Annotated in this window: 19 protein-coding genes; 11 read left to right on the top strand and 8 right to left on the bottom strand. The window is 66.4% G+C overall.

Features of this window, described 5'->3' with window-relative positions:
* Nucleotides 1-3 precede the first annotated feature (3 nt).
* On the bottom strand, nt 4-408 hold the full coding sequence (locus ACTWPP_RS42105; protein ID WP_443110079.1) for a Mu transposase C-terminal domain-containing protein: 405 nt from the start codon (nt 406-408) through the stop codon (nt 4-6).
* 497 nt (nt 409-905) lie between these two features.
* Between ACTWPP_RS42105 and ACTWPP_RS42100 the strand changes: the two genes are divergently transcribed.
* The 3 genes from ACTWPP_RS42100 (at nt 906) to ACTWPP_RS42090 (ending at nt 2,837) form a co-directional block, all read left to right on the top strand.
* The gene (locus tag ACTWPP_RS42100) at nt 906-2,099 is read left to right on the top strand and encodes an MBL fold metallo-hydrolase (protein ID WP_443110078.1); all 1,194 of its coding nucleotides are present in this window, start codon (nt 906-908) and stop codon (nt 2,097-2,099) included.
* Nucleotides 2,100-2,155: 56 nt separating this feature from the next.
* Nucleotides 2,156-2,356 carry a DUF397 domain-containing protein gene (locus ACTWPP_RS42095; protein ID WP_443110077.1) on the top strand — a complete coding sequence of 67 codons (201 nt, stop codon included), beginning with the start codon at nt 2,156-2,158 and terminating at the stop codon, nt 2,354-2,356.
* Between the two features lie 220 nt (nt 2,357-2,576).
* On the top strand, nt 2,577-2,837 hold the full coding sequence (locus tag ACTWPP_RS42090; protein ID WP_443110076.1) for a hypothetical protein: 261 nt from the start codon (nt 2,577-2,579) through the stop codon (nt 2,835-2,837).
* Between the two features lie 16 nt (nt 2,838-2,853).
* Here the strand turns inward: ACTWPP_RS42090 and ACTWPP_RS42085 are convergent, their stop codons facing one another.
* The 3 genes from ACTWPP_RS42085 to ACTWPP_RS42075 form a co-directional block, all read right to left on the bottom strand.
* Complete coding sequence (locus tag ACTWPP_RS42085) at nt 2,854-3,534, bottom strand: MBL fold metallo-hydrolase (RefSeq protein ID WP_443110075.1); 681 nt, start codon at nt 3,532-3,534, stop codon at nt 2,854-2,856.
* Entirely contained in the window at nt 3,534-4,637 is a 1,104-nt protein-coding gene (locus ACTWPP_RS42080) for an S-(hydroxymethyl)mycothiol dehydrogenase (RefSeq protein ID WP_443110101.1), read from the bottom strand. The genes ACTWPP_RS42085 and ACTWPP_RS42080 overlap by 1 nt, the downstream gene beginning before the upstream one ends.
* 442 nt (nt 4,638-5,079) lie before the next feature.
* Entirely contained in the window at nt 5,080-5,772 is a 693-nt protein-coding gene (locus ACTWPP_RS42075; RefSeq protein ID WP_443110074.1) for a fumarylacetoacetate hydrolase family protein, read from the bottom strand.
* Between the two features lie 805 nt (nt 5,773-6,577).
* On the opposite strand from ACTWPP_RS42075, the gene ACTWPP_RS42070 reads away from it, so the two are divergent.
* A complete protein-coding gene (locus tag ACTWPP_RS42070) occupies nt 6,578-6,931 on the top strand; it encodes a hypothetical protein (RefSeq protein WP_443110073.1) in 354 nt (117 codons plus the stop codon).
* A 40-nt stretch (nt 6,932-6,971) separates the two neighbouring features.
* The gene (locus ACTWPP_RS42065) at nt 6,972-8,282 is read left to right on the top strand and encodes a cytochrome P450 (RefSeq protein ID WP_443110072.1); all 1,311 of its coding nucleotides are present in this window, start codon (nt 6,972-6,974) and stop codon (nt 8,280-8,282) included.
* A gap of 206 nt (nt 8,283-8,488) precedes the next feature.
* Here ACTWPP_RS42065 and ACTWPP_RS42060 read toward each other — a convergent pair whose 3' ends face one another.
* Nucleotides 8,489-8,782, bottom strand: coding sequence for a TetR family transcriptional regulator (locus tag ACTWPP_RS42060; RefSeq protein WP_443110071.1), 294 nt, complete (start codon nt 8,780-8,782; stop codon nt 8,489-8,491).
* Between the two features lie 393 nt (nt 8,783-9,175).
* On the opposite strand from ACTWPP_RS42060, the gene ACTWPP_RS42055 reads away from it, so the two are divergent.
* From ACTWPP_RS42055 to ACTWPP_RS42040, 4 genes are all read left to right on the top strand, one after another.
* Nucleotides 9,176-9,610 (top strand): amidohydrolase family protein, encoded by a 435-nt coding sequence (locus ACTWPP_RS42055; protein WP_443110070.1) that lies wholly within the window; start codon nt 9,176-9,178, stop codon nt 9,608-9,610.
* Nucleotides 9,607-10,191 carry an amidohydrolase family protein gene (locus ACTWPP_RS42050; RefSeq protein WP_443110069.1) on the top strand — a complete coding sequence of 195 codons (585 nt, stop codon included), beginning with the start codon at nt 9,607-9,609 and terminating at the stop codon, nt 10,189-10,191. The genes ACTWPP_RS42055 and ACTWPP_RS42050 overlap by 4 nt, the downstream gene beginning before the upstream one ends.
* A gap of 266 nt (nt 10,192-10,457) precedes the next feature.
* Entirely contained in the window at nt 10,458-11,120 is a 663-nt protein-coding gene (locus tag ACTWPP_RS42045) for a hypothetical protein (RefSeq protein ID WP_443110068.1), read from the top strand.
* A complete protein-coding gene (locus ACTWPP_RS42040; RefSeq protein ID WP_443110067.1) occupies nt 11,120-11,431 on the top strand; it encodes a hypothetical protein in 312 nt (103 codons plus the stop codon). Before ACTWPP_RS42045 ends, ACTWPP_RS42040 begins: the two co-directional genes overlap by 1 nt.
* 873 nt (nt 11,432-12,304) lie before the next feature.
* Here the strand turns inward: ACTWPP_RS42040 and ACTWPP_RS42035 are convergent.
* Genes ACTWPP_RS42035 through ACTWPP_RS42025 form a run of 3 tightly spaced genes read right to left on the bottom strand, consistent with a single transcriptional unit; the run spans nt 12,305 to nt 15,797 of the window.
* Complete coding sequence (locus tag ACTWPP_RS42035) at nt 12,305-13,816, bottom strand: aldehyde dehydrogenase family protein (protein ID WP_443110066.1); 1,512 nt, start codon at nt 13,814-13,816, stop codon at nt 12,305-12,307.
* On the bottom strand, nt 13,813-14,652 hold the full coding sequence (locus tag ACTWPP_RS42030) for an alpha/beta fold hydrolase (protein WP_443110065.1): 840 nt from the start codon (nt 14,650-14,652) through the stop codon (nt 13,813-13,815). Before ACTWPP_RS42030 ends, ACTWPP_RS42035 begins: the two co-directional genes overlap by 4 nt.
* 5 nt (nt 14,653-14,657) lie before the next feature.
* Complete coding sequence (locus tag ACTWPP_RS42025) at nt 14,658-15,797, bottom strand: LLM class flavin-dependent oxidoreductase (RefSeq protein WP_443110064.1); 1,140 nt, start codon at nt 15,795-15,797, stop codon at nt 14,658-14,660.
* Here ACTWPP_RS42025 and ACTWPP_RS42020 point away from each other — a divergent pair.
* Entirely contained in the window at nt 15,784-16,035 is a 252-nt protein-coding gene (locus ACTWPP_RS42020; RefSeq protein ID WP_443110063.1) for a hypothetical protein, read from the top strand. The genes ACTWPP_RS42025 and ACTWPP_RS42020 overlap by 14 nt on opposite strands.
* Entirely contained in the window at nt 16,032-17,453 is a 1,422-nt protein-coding gene (locus ACTWPP_RS42015; RefSeq protein ID WP_443110062.1) for an amidase, read from the top strand. The genes ACTWPP_RS42020 and ACTWPP_RS42015 overlap by 4 nt, the downstream gene beginning before the upstream one ends.
* Nucleotides 17,454-17,464 lie beyond the last annotated feature (11 nt).

Here is a 17,464-nt window from a genome sequence, read left to right as displayed (position 1 = left end):
CAGTCACTTGGTCTCGGCGCGGGAGTGTTCGCGGAATGCCTCGGTCTGTTCCGGGGTGAAACGCTCGGCCGGATGCGCGGTGCACAGGTGCGCCCCGTCCAGGTAGACCTCGATGAAGCGGTCGTCGTGCGGCATGTACCGGACGGCGACCTCCTGCCCGCCCCGGTCCTGCAACTCGGGCGCGACGTAGGCCAGGCTGCTGAACCGGATGCTGTCCTTGCCGATCGTGCGTTCGGCTTCGGCCAGCAGCAGATGCCGGAGCCGCTCGGCGCTGATGCGCGCCAGCGCGGCGGTGTTCTCACCCCACGCCTGGACCGGAGTGCGGCCGCCGAGCCCGGCGTGCGGGCGTTCCAGGTTGTACCAACCAGCCCAGTCGGCGAAGGTCTGGGCGAACCGCTCGATCCGCATCGGCCCGCACCTGGTCGTCGGCGGCGCGGGCACGGGTGGACGCCCGGTCATCCGGCGGCCCGTACAGCTTCCCGGCGGCATCGCGCGGGCCTCCGGTGAACCTGGGCAGCCCGCACAGCAGCGTGGGGTCGATGGTCTCGTGCAGCCGCTCCACCTTTCCCTTGCGATGCGGCTGATGGGCGGGCAGCCGATGCGGGGCCACGCACAGCGCGGCGAACACATCCCGCACCGCGCGGGCGGCGAACTCCAGCCCCCGGTCGATCCGGAACGACACCGGCACCGCGCCGAACGGACCCCGCGCCGGGTCGTAGACCAGCGCCATGCGCGTGAGCGGCAGCAATCACCCTGACACTGAGCCGTTCTGGCGCCAGCGCATCCCTATTGGTACTCGGCCAGGCGTCAGCGGACGGTCCGCCGCAGTCCGCTCAGCGGACCGTCCGCCAAACAGCCATAAGCCACAAGCAGATAGTTATCGCGCAACCACTCTCCAAGGAGACATGATGTGCGACGATGCCATGTCGAAAGCCATTAATCAGGTGCCGCCGGCGTCCAGGCGTGGCTTTCTACAGGTCGCAGGTGCAGTGGCCGTCGCCGGGGGATTGGCTGGGGTCACAGCTTGTGAGTCGACCGAATCAGTTGGCAGGAACACGGGGCCCAAACACCGCACGCGCGTGATCCTGCTCGGCACCGCAGGCGGCCCCGCGCTTATGAGTGAGAACCGCTACGGCGTCAGCACCGCCGTTGTTTACGAAGACAAGGTCTACCTCGTGGACCTCGGGCACGGGGCGCAGATGCGGTTGCTTCAAGCCGGACTCGGTGCCGAGGGAGCCGGAGGAACGTCCATGGCCAACGTCCGTGGCATCTTCTTCACCCACCTGCATAGCGACCACCTCGTCGAGTGGCCGGCTGTGTACGCCACCGCGAAAGCGAACAGCAGCGGCAGGCCCACCAAGGAACCCATCCGGGTCGTCGGCCCCGGTGTTCGCGGCAGCCTTGTCAGCGTTTCTCCGCCGGGACGTCCCGCACCTGAGCCGTTCAACCCGGAAGACCCCACTCCCGGCATCGCCGCAATGACCGCCTACCTCCGCCAGGCCTTCGCTGCGGACTTCAACGACCGCGCCAGGGACACCAACGACCTGAACCCCGACCGGACATTCGACATCCACGACATCGACATCTCCCCGTACTGGGCGGTTACGCCGGAAGGTATTCCGCCACGCCTCGACGCACCCATCGAGGTGTGGAAGGACGGAGACGTGACGGTCACCGCGACGCTGGTCGACCACCGTCCGACAGCGCCCGCTTTCGCCTACCGCTTCGACACCCCGGACGGATCCATCGTGATCTCCGGAGATACGTGCGTAAGCCAGAACCTGATCGATCTGGCCCAGGATTGCGACTACCTGGTACACGAGGTCATCGACCCGCAGTTCGCCGAGGACCTCGCCGCTTCCCTGCCGTCGTCGATTGGCGATCCGCTGAAGCAGCATCTGCTCGCCTCGCACACAAGCATCGAGCAAGTGGGGCGGGACGTGGCCGAGCCCACCGGGGCCAAGAACCTTGTCCTGTCTCACCTCGTCCCGCCGAACAATCCGGCGGACCGCTGGCGGAAGGCCCAAGAGGGGTACAGCGGGAAACTGACCGTCGGCGAGGACCTCATGGAGTTCGGCGTCGGCCCCAAGCGTCGCTGAGCAACCTTCGGGTATCTCCGAGAGAACATCGCTCCTCAACAAGATCCACGGACCCGTTGCGCGTCGGGACTTCAAGTAGTACAGGGGGGAACTTGTCCCATATATCGGTACCCACCGCGACGGGTCGTAAGAGCCGTCAGTCCATGTCCGCCAACGACTGCGTCGAGATCGCCGTCGTGGCTCCCCACACCATCGGCGTCCGCGACAGCAAGGCCCCGGATCAAGACATCCTCACCCTCGACCCCGGCCACTGGTAGCAGCTCATCCAGCAAGCCAGACTGCTCGGCGTCACGTCGGGGGACGCCCCCGCAGGTGGAGGCGAGATCTCGAAGGTCGGCGGGCGGGGCCGTTCGCCGTGGCGCCAGCCCCGAGCGGCCCAGCCGCAGAAGTGCCGCAGGGACGCGCGCCCGGTGGACGGCGGGCCTATGTGCGTCAGGTGGGTCGGCCGCTCGCTGTGGACGGCAGGTCGAGGTGCCCATGCTGGAGCAAGGCCGCCGCCGCGGCCAGCGGACGTCCACCCTCATGGCCCTGGCCGACGCTCTCGACGTCGAAGTGGGCGACCTGTGCGGTAAACGCGAGAGGCTCGGAACCGACCGCGACGGCGGTTCGGTGCTCGCGATCAGGGACGCAATCCTGACGCCCCGGCTCCTGCCCGGCCTGGATGCTGATGGTTCACAGTTCTGCGGGCTTTGGAGGGGCGATGAGGTCCAACGAAAGTCCACATCCGCCCGACCGTGAACAATGACGCCAGCGGTTACGGGCTGGCTTCCTCACCGGGCAGGCGGGCCCGCACACGCTGGCGGACCGCTTTGCTGACCATCAGCACACGTTCCGCGCCGATGGTGGTGTCGTCGCCGTGGCCGGTGTGGACGACCGTGTCGTCGGGCAGGGCGAACAGCTTCGCGCGGATCGACTCCTCGAGGGTCGGATGGTCACTGTAGGAGCGGCCGGTGGCGCCCGGGCCGCCCTGAAACAGCGTGTCGCCGGTGAAGACACAGCCGAGGTCCGGGGCGTGGAGGCACACCGCCCCGGGCGCGTGGCCCGGCGTGTGCAGCACGGTCAACGTGGTGCCCGCGACCTCGATGGTCTGGCCGTCGGCGAGGTCGACGTCCCACAGGTGACCGTCGGCACCGCCGTGGGTGAGGTCCCACAGCGGGCGGTCGTCGGGGTGCAACAGGATCGGGGCGACCACCCGGTCCCGCAGCGCCGGTGCGACCCGGACGTGGTCGTCGTGGGCATGGGTGCACACGATCGCCTTCACGGTCCGCTCCCCCACCAGGGTGAGGATGTCGTCGACCGAGTGCGGGGCGTCGATCACGACGCACTCGGAGTCGCCACCCACGACCCAGATGTTGTTGTCGACCTCGAACGTCTCACCGTCGAGGCTGAACGTGCCGCTGCTGACTGCGTGGTCGACCCGCACCTGCCCGGCCATCAGAGGATCACCACCGAGCGCAGCACGTCGCCGTGGTGCATCCGCTCGAACGCCGCCTCCACGCCGTCGATCCCGATCTCCTCGGTCACGAACGCGTCCAGGTCCAGCCGCCCCTGCCGGTAGAGGTCGACGAGCATCGGGAAATCACGGCTCGGCAGGCAGTCGCCGTACCAACTGGACTTCAGTGCCCCGCCACGGCCGAACACGTCGATCAGCGGGAGCTCCGGGATCTTCATGTCCGGGGTCGGCACGCCGACCAGCACGACCACGCCGGCCAGGTCGCGCGCGTAGAACGCCTGCTTCCACGTCTCGGGCCGACCGACAGCCTCGATCACCACGTCCGCACCGTCGGCACCATCGTAGCTCTCCGCGCAGATCCGCTTGATCTCCTCGACAGGGTCGCCCGCCGAGGAGTCGACGGTGTGGGTCGCGCCCATCTCCCTGGCCTTCGCCAGCTTCTTGGGGTCGATGTCGACGGCGATGATCGGGCTCGCACCGGCCAGCGCCGAGCCGGCGATCGCGGCGACGCCCACGCCACCGCAGCCGATCACGGCCGCCGACTTGCCGCGGGTCACGGCACCGGTGTTGATCGCAGCACCGATGCCGGCCATCACACCGCATCCGAGCAGTCCCACCGCGGCCGGACGGGCCTCCGGATCCACCTTCGTGCACTGGCCCGCCGCAACCAAGGTCTTCTCCGCGAACGCGCCGATCCCCAGCGCGGGGCTCAGCTCGGTGCCGTCTTCCAGCGTCATCTGCTGGGTCGCGTTGTGCGTGTTGAAGCAGTAGTGCAAATCGCCACGCTTGCAGGCCCGGCACTCACCACACACCGCTCGCCAGTTCAGCACCACGAAGTCGCCCGGCGCCACACCGGTCACGTCCGGCCCCACCGACTCGACGATGCCGGAGGCCTCGTGGCCCAGCAGGAGCGGGAAGTCGTCATTGATGCCGCCCTCCCGGTAGTGCAAGTCGGTGTGGCAGACCCCGCACGCCAGCACCTTCACCACGGCCTCGCCCGGGCCCGGGCCCGGGACATTGATCGTCACGATCTCGACCGGCTGCCCCTGCGTACGGGCGACGACGCCCTGCACCTTCTGCACGATGTCTCCTCGTTGCGGATGAACTGCCGACGACCGCCAGGCTATGTGGGTTGTGGTTCTTCATTTACGTCTCTCAGCCGAAGAGGGTTACCTCGCTGAGGCGAACTAGTACCGAGTCCCGGCGCCCCTGGGGCTCGCCCTCTGTCGGCCCAGGGCGCCGCAAACTGCGCCGTCTTCAGCGGCAACCTCGATGGACTGGCGGCCTCACCGGACGAGGCCTGTCAACAGGTGAGAGCGGCGACCGACGATCTGCGGCGACCTGGGTTGTCCGCAAGGCGCCGACTGATGTCGGGCACCGGCACCGGGGACGTGTTCTCGCTGCCAGCGAGCTCGGCGTCCGGTGCGCGGGTCAGACCAGCGATGTGCGGCGTACGACATTGTCGAGCACTCCGAGGCCCCGACTCGGGTAACCAGTCGATCGCCGTCGCCGAGGAAGATTTGCGGTTCACGAGCATTGCCGATGCCGCTCGGCGTACCTGTCAGGATCACGTTCGCCCGGTCGGAGCGTCATGCCACGGCTGAGCTCGGCGATGATCCGCGGGATCGTGAAGGCCATCTCTTTCGTGGACGCCTGCTGTAGAAGACGTCCATTGAGTTCGCACTCGATCAACAGGTCGTGCGGGTCCGTCACCTCGTCAGAGGTGGTGAGCCACGGACCGAGCGGCATGGTGCCGTCGATGCTCTTGCCTTTCAGCCACTGCCCACCATGGGCTCGTTGCAGGTCGCGCTGTGACACGTCGTTCGCGATACACCATCCGAAGACGTGATCGAGCGCGTTCTCTTCGTCGATTGACCGGCCCCCGGTGCGGATGACGAGGGCGAGCTCCGCTTCGTAGTCCCATTTCCCTGAAAGCTTCGGGTCGAACGCGATGTCGTCGTGGGGGCCGACGATCGTGTCCGGGCCCTTGGTAAAGAAGGCGGGATGCTCAGGGAGGCTGTCCGGATCCTGACCCTCGCGCTTGCCCTCAGACTCGTAGATGTGATCGAGGTAGTTCCATCCGGTGCACAGCACGTCGCGGTTGAGCCGCTGCACCGGCGAGCCGAGCTTCACTGCGTCGAGGGGGCACGGCGTGACCTTGCCGCCCTCGTCCCGGACTCGAGCGAGGGCGTCACGGCCACCGCGGACTACGTCGTCCACGGTTCCTACGGAACTGGGGAGCTTGGGCGAAGTGGCCGTTCGGTTCCGCGAGCTTCTCGGAGACGACCTGGGACTTGGGCATGGGGGTTCCTCTCCACAGGGCCGAAGGTTGGGACGCCTTGGGGCAGCGCGCGTCGTCAGGGGACGAGTACCAGTCGGGCTGTGTCGGGTAGTGCGGGCCGTCGTAACCTCGAGGAGGATGGACTCCTGCTCCGCGTGCGTCGGGCCGTGGAGGCTGCCCTTGATTCCAGTAGAAGGACCCTCGGTGAGGGTGATCCCGGTTGGCACGTAGGTGTACCGACCCGTGAGGCAGAACATGAACTGGTTGGACGCATGCGAGTGCCGCGACGGGACCCCGGGGCGTGCCATGGCTGGATCTCCTGCGGGTCGAGCACCACCTCCCAAAGTCGCACGGCGTCGTTGTCGAGCAGGACGGTCTGCCCGATCTCGACGAGCGTGACCTGCAGCGCCGTCACGAACGATGCCCTCGGGCAGCCGATCGAAGCGCGGTGCAAGGTGCGTTTGCACGTCCGTGACGGTCACGCTGATCCTTCCTCGATGTTCTGGCTCCCGGCGATCGCGGGGAGCGTCCCATGTCTGGGAGAGCCTCGGCACCAAACTGCTGCACAGACGGCTGAAGTTCCCCTTCGCGGTCCGTTGGCCGGACCACTCCGGCAGCCGCCTGCCAACGTCCAGCAAGGACCTTGCTGACATCCGTTCCAACATCAGGAGAGACGTTGAGTGCCACTGCGACCATGAGCGCTCTGCGTGTTCACGGGTGGGGTTTGCCGCCACACTCGGGCTGGTGTCGCGACGCAAGCGTGTCGCTGACCTGCCTCGCGGCGTCGAGCCGATCACGCTGGAGGACGTTGAGACGCTTGCGTTGATGGACCACGACCGTTCGGCCACGTTGGTGATCGACACTTGGTGTGGTTCAGACCTCCTCCCCCGCGGGCACTGGGTCCGGCCAGGCGGGAGGTTCGCCGTGGTCGGGTATGTTCGCGGCACGACGATGTCGATCGACCTGCCGAACTGGATGTTCGACGACGTGGCTGTGCCGGTGAACCTGATCGAGCGGCACGAGTCGGCGCTGTTATCCCGAGTTCGCGAAAGGTCAAATAGAACGGTGAGGTGGCGCTGCGTGCTGTCGGTCCACTAAGCGGACCGACGGCACCCGTGACGCGCTTCACAGAGGTCGAATGGACCTCGATGCCGACCGGCTGTCTCCAGGTCGCCCTTTCCAGAAGGACGCGTCTCCAACTCAGAACCAGCCTTCCACGATGATGCAGGAGGAGCAGAAGATGACCCCTGACACCGGCGCCGAGGCCAAGGCAGACCCGCGCACCTTCCTGTCCGACTTCACGTTCGAGGAGATGGACCGCGATCCTTACCCGCGTTTCAAGCGCATGCGCGAGGAGTGCCCTGTCGCGTACTTCGAGCCGTACAACCAGTGGTTCGTCTCGTTGTGGGACGACTGCTTCACCCTGGGGAACGATCGCAGCATGCTCGCGTCCAAGATCACGGAGCACACATTCGGGCCTAGCATCCTGTCGGCCGATGGGGACCTCCACCGCGATCTACACCAGGCTGTCGACCCGCCACTACGGCCTCGGAAAGTGCCGAACTACACGGACAAGTTCATCCGACCGGCCGTGCGTCGCTACATCGACAAGCTGAAGCCGCTCGGCAAGGCCGATGCCTCGCTCGACCTCCTGGAGAAGGTCAGCGTCGCCATCGTTGGGGACGTCATGGGATTGACCGGGGTCGACGACGACCGACGTCAGGACTGGTTTCATGCACTGGCCGGCTCCCTCGCGGATGTCTTCGACGACGATGAGTGGAAGCGTCGTGCGCAGCAGACCATCGAGGAGAGCGATGAGTATTTCCGCAAGCGCATCGAGGAGCTCACGGCTGAGCCCGACGAGAGCCTGCTCTCGCACATGATTCACGGAGACTTGAAGGGTGAGCGACCCAGGACGTTCGATGACCTGATCGGAACCCTCCGAGTGTTGATCACCGGCGGATTCCAAGAGCCCGGCCATGCGTGCGCAGCGACGCTCTACGGTCTCCTGCTCAACCCTGACCAGATGGAGGCCGTGCGGGCCAACCCGGACGAGCTCCTGTCGCCGGCACTGCAGGAAGGACTGCGCTGGCTGCCGCCGCTGAACCAGGCCGAGAAGATCACTACGAAGGAGGTCACCCTCCAGGGAATGACCTTCCCCGTCGGCACAGAGTTCGTGCTGCTGATCCCGTCCGCGAACTACGACGAGTCCCGGTTCGAAAATCCGGAACAGTTCGACATCTTCCGGGCCAAGAAGGACAACGCCAGCTTCGGCTACGGCCTGCACCACTGCTCCGGCCACGCGTTGGCACGGCACATGGGTGCGATCGTCCTTCGGGAAGTCATCGAAGCACTGCCGAACCTGCGACTGGACCCCGACCGCGAGCCCGTGATCAACGGATTCATGTTGCGTGGCGTCCGCCAGCTCCCGGTCCTCTGGGACGCGTGACGCAAGCGGGCTGTAGGTCGGCGGACGAACGCGCGGGGCTCGGCACACGGGTGCCGGGTCCCGTGGGTTCGGCGTTTCCACCGTAACGAGAGCGTGCCGTTTACATCGCGTTGACTACAGTTGCTGCTCTCCGCAGCCCTGAAGCGCCCGGACAGCGCCGCGCAGCCGTGCGAGCACCGCCTCGGTCCATTCGTCGGAGGCATAGATCACGTGTAAGCGGCACACTCGAGGGCCTCGGTAAGCATCGCGTCCCCAGAGCCGAAATAGAAACGGACCAGGCTGTGTGACAGCCCCGCTTCAGCGGCGACCGAGCGGTAGGTGACCTTCTCGATACCCTTCGCGCCCGCGATCTGGATGACCGCGTCGAGCAACGCGTTCCGGGTGCGTGTCACGGAATCCTCGGCGTCTCCGGAGACGCCGGCCGTCGCGACATCAGATACTTCCAAGTGACGAGTTTCCGACCTCCTGTCACGCCCTGTCGCGTCGCGCACGCCGTGCATTACCTAATCCTTCACGCCGGGAGACGACCAGTTCGGCTCCTCGATCGGGTTGTCCTCGGTCCGATCAGCGGACCGAGGACAACCCGGATCGCAGTGCGGAGCAGAGACGCTGACCATGTGGAGGATCCACCAGCGCCGGTCGATCGCCTAGGCGGGATTCTGGTTAGAGTTGAAGCCGCGACGAGCAATCACCTCGTCCGATCCGTCGCCACCGCTGACGTCGGGCCCGCTCGAACCGCTGTTCAACGCTTCGCGGAGTCCAGGAAACCGCCAGCGCCTTCACCCCGCTGCGAGGCGGGTGCCCTAGCTGACAAGTCCTGCCGGGACTGAACGACGAGCACCTGCACTTCACCGCGTACTCGACCACCGACCACCGACCACGCAAACGTCCGGATGACCGCCGACGTCTTCAACGACCTGGCCGACCTTCCTTCGTTCCTGTCCAGGGACAGGAACGAAGGAACCGAATGGATTCACGGTCACGGCTGGGACGGCTCGGTGCTGGGCCGGAACATCACGGCCGCGGACATCGACGCCGCGCTCGACCAGAACGGCATCGCGGATACCCCGGTAGTCCTCTTCGGCTGGAGCGGCCACTCCCTCACCGTCAACTCCGTAGCCCTCCAACTCGCTGGCATCACCGCCGACACGGCAGACTCCAGCAGCGGCGTGATCTACCGAGACGCAAAGGGCGCACCCGAGGGATTCTTGACCGACGCCGCCATCTCTCTTCTCATCGAGCGGATCCCGCCGTTGTCCCGACAGGAGTTGGCCGAGACCTATCTCAAGGGACAACAAGATCTACATGCCTCGGGATCACTGCGTTGACCGAGCCAGGACTCGGCCCTGGCCACGTCAGCCTCGTCGACGGGTCCGGGTCCCAGGCCGCCATCGACGTGCTCCGCCACCTGGCCAGCTCCGGCGACCTGACCATGTGCGTCACGGTGCTCGCAATGCCCAACGGCATGGGAGGGGGAGACGCCGCCGGCGTCAAGCGGCACCTCGACGCCGGCCTTGCCGACATGTTCAGCGCCCACGGCCTCGACCAGAGACGACTGAGGTGCGGGGGCGTGAAGATCTTCGCCGACGGGACGCCGCAGAACGGCACCACCTGGCACAAGGAGCCAGTGCACGAAGGCCACCGCTGCGGTCATCTGGTTCTGGCCGGCGCCGACGACGAGAGTCGAGTCGAGGAATTACGCAAGATCGTCCGCGTTGTCGACGACGCCGGCTTGCAGCTAGCCGTGCACTGCATCGGCGACAAGACCAGTGAGGTCGTGATCGACTGCCTCATCGAGCTCGCCGCCCATGCGATCGCACTCACTACCTCAACCACGGTACCGAGCTCTACCCCGAAGATCTGCGCAAGATGGCGCAGCACGACATCGGCTGGACCACGAACCCGGTGATCGTCAGTACATTCGCTACCTCGATGCCGGAGACTCGCCGCCGACGCATGGAGCCCCTCGGCTCCGCCCTCCGGGGCCTGTGTCCGCCCCAGTATCACCTCCGACGCGCCGGTCGTGTCGCCCGACTGGCGGCCGGCGGTCAGCACGTCGTCACTCGCGCGTGCTACTGGAAGGGCCGGTCCCGGTCGACGACCGCGCCGAAACGATCACCTCCCTCGACGCGCTCGCCCTCATGACGCGGGAAGCCGCCAAGCGCGAAGGCGACGATGGCTGGCGGGGCACGCTATCGCTCGGTCAGCGTGCCGACCTGGCCGGATGACGATCACATCGACGACCTGCTCGACAAGGTCGTCGTGCTCACCATGGTCGACGGTCAAGTCGTGCACGTGTCTGACGATCTCATGTGGTCCGACCGCGCTGTCTGCCGCAGCGGTTCGCTGAGCGGCCCGAATCGTGCGCCGCCCTACGAATGCGAGCAGACTTTCCCGTCAAGGCAGACCTCGCCGGCAGCAATGCCGAAAGAGCGCACATGCCAGTCGAATCTGCGCTTGGGGATGTGGGGCCTCAAGCGCCATCACGTCCGAGGGGTTGCGGTGATGTTCGGAGTCGTTTCTGGAGCAGGAGATTGTCGCGGCATGTCGGACGGCGTGCGCCTGCGCGAAGCAATCGACGAGCTCAACTTCGCGGAGGAGATGTGGTCTGACTTCATCGGGTTCCCCGAGCAGCGCTCTATGGAGGGCCAGTGGTCGACCCCCGCGCCGGAGCTGCTGATGGCCGTGCTCGACGGCTATGGCCACGCCAAGACCAAGAAGACGATCGAGATGATCGGCAAGTACGTCATCCCCGAGTTCAAAGGCAATCCGGAGCCGATCCCCGACAACGGACACGTCTGCATGGGCATCGCTAACGTCGGGAAGCTCGAACTCTGATGATCATCCTGGCAACCAAGGACGGGTTCACCGTCACCGAGAAGAACAACTTCACCGAGTTCCACATCGAGGTGGGCAGGCTCTCGCACGACGAGTTCATCGATGTGGTGAAGTCCAGTGCGGACGTGGCAGCGCACCACGCTCCCCACCATCTCTGGGTCAGTGTCGACCTGCTCCGACGCGAGCTCAACACCAAGGCTCACCCTGAGCGGCGATCGGGTCTCGACGGCATGCTCGAGTACGCCGACTCGAAGGGTTGGCTGAACGAGGCCGGCACCCACGTGTCCGCACACATCGTCGTCCCCCAGTAGACCCGCAGACGCCGGAGGGCTCCCTGGTCGGGGCTGCGCCCTCCGGCACGTCCGGCCGAGACGCACTACTCCTACCAGGACGGCCCCGGTCAGATACCGACCGAGACGAAGAACGCCCGGCGACCTTGCCCGTGTGCGGGTAGGGTCCGGATCCTCAGTCGCGGCGAGTAGGAGAACCGGAGCAGTCACAAGGCCAACCCGCTCCTCCATCACGTTCCTGGCGCAGGCGAGGTGCCGCTCGGCAAGATCCACTCCTGGGGCGAGCGCATCGCGGATGAACCGGTTCAGGAGGTCGGGACGACCCGGAGGGTAGATGGGCTGCCGCTTCGCCCAGAGCTGCTTCAAGTGTTCCCCGTCCTCGAGTGGGGTCACGACAACGACCACCACGTCCATGCCGTTCTCGTCCACGCCCCCGTGGGTGATCTGGTCGGTGACGACTCGCTGGAACTCACCGTCGGCGTCCTCGCTGGCCGACAGGAGGGCAGGACGGCAGCAGTCACGCAATCCGGAATGGCTGATGCGATCTCGGACGCGACGAACATCCACTCGAGAGCAGGTCCCCGTTGCGGCCGGAAGCACCGGACACCACCTGGTCACGCTCCAGGACGATGCAGGTCATGCCGGCGTCCACGAAAAGGCCTGCGCCGCCGAAATGCCGGCATATCCAGCTCCGATGACCGCCGCGTCGAACGTTTGCGGCCCGATCAGCCGGGGTCGAGTGCGCGTTTCCAGCCTCCTCGAAACGAGGCGTGACAACGAGCGGTGGACCGCCCTCGGCGAGATGCCGACGCCCGAGCCGACGCCCGAGCCGACCACCGTGCCTGCGCTGACCCACGCCTCGCGCTCATGGATTGACGACGGGCTGCTGTCGGCTCATCCCCACAGTTGCGGGCGGGGGCTGCCCAGGTCTACGTTCACGACCTTCGGCGCGCTGTACTCGAGCAGAGTCTCACGGCACAGTTCACGGCCGAAGCCGCTGTCCTTGATGCCACCCATGGGAACACCCGTCGCCAGGTCGAACCACTTATTGACCCACACGATCCCGGCTTCAAGCTGGCCGGCGATGCGGTGGGCGCGAGCGACGTTGAGCGTCCACACCCCTGCGGCGAGCCCGTACCTCGTGCCATTGGCGCGGGCTACCGCGTCGTCGTCGTCGGTGTAGCGTTCGGTCACCACGACCGGGCCGAAGATCTCCTCCGAAGCGATCCGCGCGTTCGCCTTGGCGTTCTCGAAGATCGTGGGACGCACGAAGAAGCCCTGCTGGTTCGAGGCCGGCAGGTCCAGAGATTCCGAGCCAGCACACTGTACGAGCCCTTCCGCCCGTGCACCCTCGATGTAGGCGCTCACACGCTCGAACTGAGAGCGAGACACTAGCGGCCCCATTTGCGTCTCCGGGTCCAGCGCATCACCGACCTTGATCGACGCTGCGACCGACGCTATCCGACCAAGGAACTCATCGGCGATGTCTTCGTGCAACAGGAGCCGCGACGAGGCAACGCACACCTCTCCGTTCGACAAGAAGATGCCTTTCGCGGCGTCCGCGACTGCAGTTTCCAAATCCGCGTCCTGAGTGACGATCATGGCGCTCTTGCCTCCCAACTCCATGAGGCATGGTGTGAGCGATTCCGCCGCGGCCGCCATGATCTTGCGAGCCGTCGGCCCTCCTCCCGTGAGCGTCACCTTGGCCACGTCCGGGTGAGACACCAAGGCGGCTCCCACGGCCCCACCACCCGTGACGACGTTCAGGACGCCGTCAGGCAACAGGCCGTCTACCAGCCGGGCGAACTCGAGGATGCTCGCAGAGGCGAACTCACTCGGCTTGACGACCACGGTGTTGCCGGCCGCGAGCGCAGGCGCAATCTTGTTCGCCAGGGTGATGATCGGGGAGTTCCACGGCAGCACGGCGGCGATCACGCCGAGAGGCTCCCGCGTCGTGTACACGAGGGCGTCTGCGTCCTCAGTCGGGATCTGGTCTCCCGTCCAGCCGCGCACGACGCCGGCGAAATACCGGAAGATGTCCGTACACGCCGGTACGTCGGCCACGTAGGCCTCCCGCATCGGCCGACCGTTCTCGGTAGGGAGGAGGCGAGCCCATCGGTCGGGGTCTGCCTCGACGCGGTCCGCGATGGCAGACAGGATGCGCTGGCGCGTTCCCAGGCTCGATCGGCGCCAATCAACAAGTGCGCGTCGTGCCTCGTCTACCGCCAGGCGCACCTGCGCCTCGCTTGCCTCTGGGATCGTCGCCCAGACCTCGCCGGTGCTCGGATCGACCGCGTCGAAGGTGCCTTCGTCCCCGGGGAGCCATCGCCCTCCGATGATCATCTGGTACGGCTCGCGCGGCCGGAACCGCTCGATCTGCTGGGACGCTACCTCGGCTCGGGTCATGGCCGGCCTTCCTCTGTGACGGTGTCCTCGCCGAATATCTCAGCCAGGAAGTTGGGTACGGCGGCAGCGACCTCGGGAGCGTTCAGCTCCATGAGGGGCAGTCGACCGCCCTCGACTACAACCGTCCGGACCTGGCTGACAGCTGTGAGCGCTTGCTGTACCTGCGGCAGCTCCGGGAAGGCCGGGTCCAAGGTCGCGCCGATGAGGAGGGTGGGCGCGCTCACCAGGGGAATGCGGTCTTCCATGTGGTACCGGCCGACCGCCCGGTGTCCTTCCGCGGGATCGATGCCCGGGGCTATCGCGTCCCGGACGAAACGCTGGAGCAGGTCCCCACGGCCGGGCGGGAACAGGGGTGCCCGCCCTTCCCACAGCGCCTTGACACGATCTCCGTCCTCAGTCCACTCCACATCGTCAGGGATGGCATGTGCCTGTCGCCGCTGCCGCGATTCCGCGTCGACGAAGCCCATGGACGACAACACGAGCGCGCGAACTCGGTCCGGGAAAGCCGCTGCGATCTCGAGAGCGACTACCGCGCCGGTGTGGTGCCCGAGGAGAGTCACTGCCTCCAGCCCCAGCGCGTCCAGAAACGCCACGACGCCGTCAGCGAAGGCCTCGATGGTCTGCGGCGCCGGAAGCGGCGGGCTGGAGCCGAAACCAGGCATGTCGACCGCGATGGCGCGATGGCTGACGGCGACGAGGGGCAGGAGCTCACAGAACTCGTCGGCCGAGCGCGGCGTCTGGTGAAGCATCACCAGCGGAGGGCCGTCGCCCTCCTCGACGTAGTGAGTCCAACCGAGGCGGGTCTCGACGTAGCCAGGCTTCCTCGAACTCCCCATGGTGATCAGAGCTGGAAAGTCTCGACGCCCTCGATGCCAACGCGCTCCAGGGCACTCGGCGGAATCGAGCCCTGGCGGGCCTTGAATTCGGGGATGACGTACTTGCCGACCATCTCGATGGCACGCATAGTGCGGGCGTGACCGAACCCGTCGAGCTTCAGCACGACCTCAGTCATGCCCATCTCCTCCAGCCGCTTGATCTTCTCGATGAAGTCGTCGGGGGTGCCGAGCATGAGCATCGGTGTGCTCTTCTCTACGTAGTCGAGGTCGTGGCCGTGCTTGTGCAGGTTCTCGGCGAGCTCACCCCAATACTGGTAGCCCGGAGCGCCGGTCCCGGACAGACCCTCGGCCAGCTCGATAACGTGGTTGATCAGGCCCAGGGAGTTCACCCGGGCGTGGTCGAACGCCTCCTGGCGGGTGGCCGCGCAGTACGCCGGGAAAGTGAACCCGCACAGCGCGTAGGTCGGCTCGTACAGACCACCGATCGGCTTGGCCTGGGCGAAGCCGTTCTTGTAGGCGTCGACGAGCTGCTGCTGAAACTCCCAGCCCATGAACGTATCAGCTGTCATACAGCCCAGGCCCAGCTTGCCAGCGACGGTGTGGCTCGCCGGACTCGTGGTGGTCATGTAGAACGGCAGAGGGGTCTTGCGCTCGAGCGGCGGGGTCACCGTCACCGGACCGACGTCGAAGAACTTCCCGTGGACCTCGACCTCGGGCTCCAGGAGCGAGCGGATGACAACCTCGAGCCATTCCTGCTGCTCCTCGCTGGTCGTCGCCGGGTTGACACCGAAGCCGCGCTGGTAGACAGCGTTGTTCGATCGCGCGGTCGCGACCTCGAGCCGACCCGGAGCAAGAATGTCCTGGGTCGCGAACCGCTCCGCCGCACGGACCGGGTGGTTGAATCCCAACGCGACGCACGCCATGTAGCGCAACTTGATGCTGCTCGTCCGCTCCGCCAGCGCGGTCAGGACGATCTCGGGCGCCGAGACGGCCCACTGGCCGTCCATGAAGTGCTGCTCGGAGGTGCCCGCGAAGTCGAACCCCATCTCCTCGGCGAATGTGAGCTCCTTGAGGACCTCACGCAAACGGACACCGAAGGACATCCCCTTGTTGACCTGACTCTCGGAGATCATGCCAATCTTCATCGCGCGCTCACTTTCGGTTGCCGTTCCTGATCGTGGGCCCGATCAAACCATCGCGGCTCCGAAGGACAGAGACGCCGGTTCGCTGGCCGGACCGATGGGTCTGAACAGTGAATCCGCGCGTGCGATTTTGATGATGCACGCGGCGAGCTTGTCCGACCCCGATGTCATGGAGCCTCCCCGCCGTGCACTAGGTCACAACCAATCCACTGGCGTCCAACGAGGAGAAGCCACCGAATGAATGCTGACGACATCGCTTGGGCCCAAGCCACCGAGCTTCGTGACCTCTTGGTTGCCGGTGACGTCTCCGCCGTCGAAGTCGCGACAGTCTTCGCCGACCGGATCGAGGCCCTGAACCCCCAGCTCAATGCCTATGTGTACTTCGACCGGTCCACGGTCCTCGCGGATGCAGCCGAACTCGATGCCCGCCGCGGGCGAGGTGAGGACCTGGGTCCCCTCCATGGTGTGCCCTATTCGATCAAGTGCCTCACAGATGTCGCGGGCCTGCCGGCCACGCTGTCACTAAAGCCCTTCGTGGGCCGCATGGCGGAGCGCGACGAGGTCGTAGCGCACCGCATGCGCGAGGCAGGCGGCCTATTCCTCGGACTGACCAACGCCCCCGAAGCCGGCTACTACGGCGGAACAAACAGCCACCTGTACGGCCCGACGCACAATCCGTGGGCGCATGACCACACTGCCGGCGGCTCGAGCGGCGGCGCCGCGGCTGCGGTCGCTGCCGGTCTGTCGCCGCTCTCGCAGGGCACCGACGGGGGCGGGTCAGTACGCATCCCGGCTTCCCTTTGCGGTGTCGTAGGGTTCAAGCCTTCGCTGGGCCGGATCCCTCAGCGGATCACCCTCTCCCGTTCGGCGACCAACCTCTTCCACGGTCCCCTGACCCGCACGGTCGACGACGCCGCGCTGATGTACGACGTCGTGACCGGCCCGGACTCCAGCGACTTCCTCAGCCTGCCCGCGGAGCCGGCGATCGCCTCCGCGGTCCGACAGACCCCCGAGCGGCTGCGGATCGCCTACTCTCCCGACCTGGGCACCGGTTACCACATCGACCCCGAGGTCGCCTCGGTGGTGCGGGCGGCGGCGGAGGCCTTCTCCGAGCTGGGTGCCTCGGTGGTGGAGGCCACCCCGCCGTGGCACGACCTCGAGAAGGCGATGTGGGAGGGAGTCTGGGTTCCCGGGTACGCCGGCCTGCGCGACGCCGCCGACTGGCGCAGTTTCCGTGGCGAGGTCGACGACAACCTCATCGAGTTGGTGCTCGCCTCCGAGAAGCTCACCGAGGTGGACTTCGGTCGTGCCGACGTTCTGCGGGGAATGGCGTACGACGCCTTCGAAACCTTCATGCAGGACTTCGACCTCCTGCTCTCACCCACGCTGACGAGCGCGGCGTTCCCGCTCAGCCAGTTCGCGCCGTCGTGGGTCGGCCCGTCGGTCCGTGAGCAAATCCTTGGCTGGCTGCTCACCTACCCGTTCAACATGCTGCCGATGCCGGCGATCAGCGTCCCGGCAGGATTCACCTCCGACGGCCGGCCGGTCGGCCTCCAGATCGCGGGTCGCCACCTCACGGACGCCACCGTCCTGGCGTCCGCTCGGGCCTTCGAGACCGCTCGCCCGTGGCAACAGAACCGTCCCCAGATGGCTGTCTGAGGCACACTCGC

Origin of the sequence: Actinomadura sp. 3N407 (assembly GCF_052245875.1) — a bacterium.
Taxonomy (GTDB): domain Bacteria; phylum Actinomycetota; class Actinomycetes; order Streptosporangiales; family Streptosporangiaceae; genus Spirillospora.
This window is presented reverse-complemented; position numbering and strand designations above follow the sequence as displayed.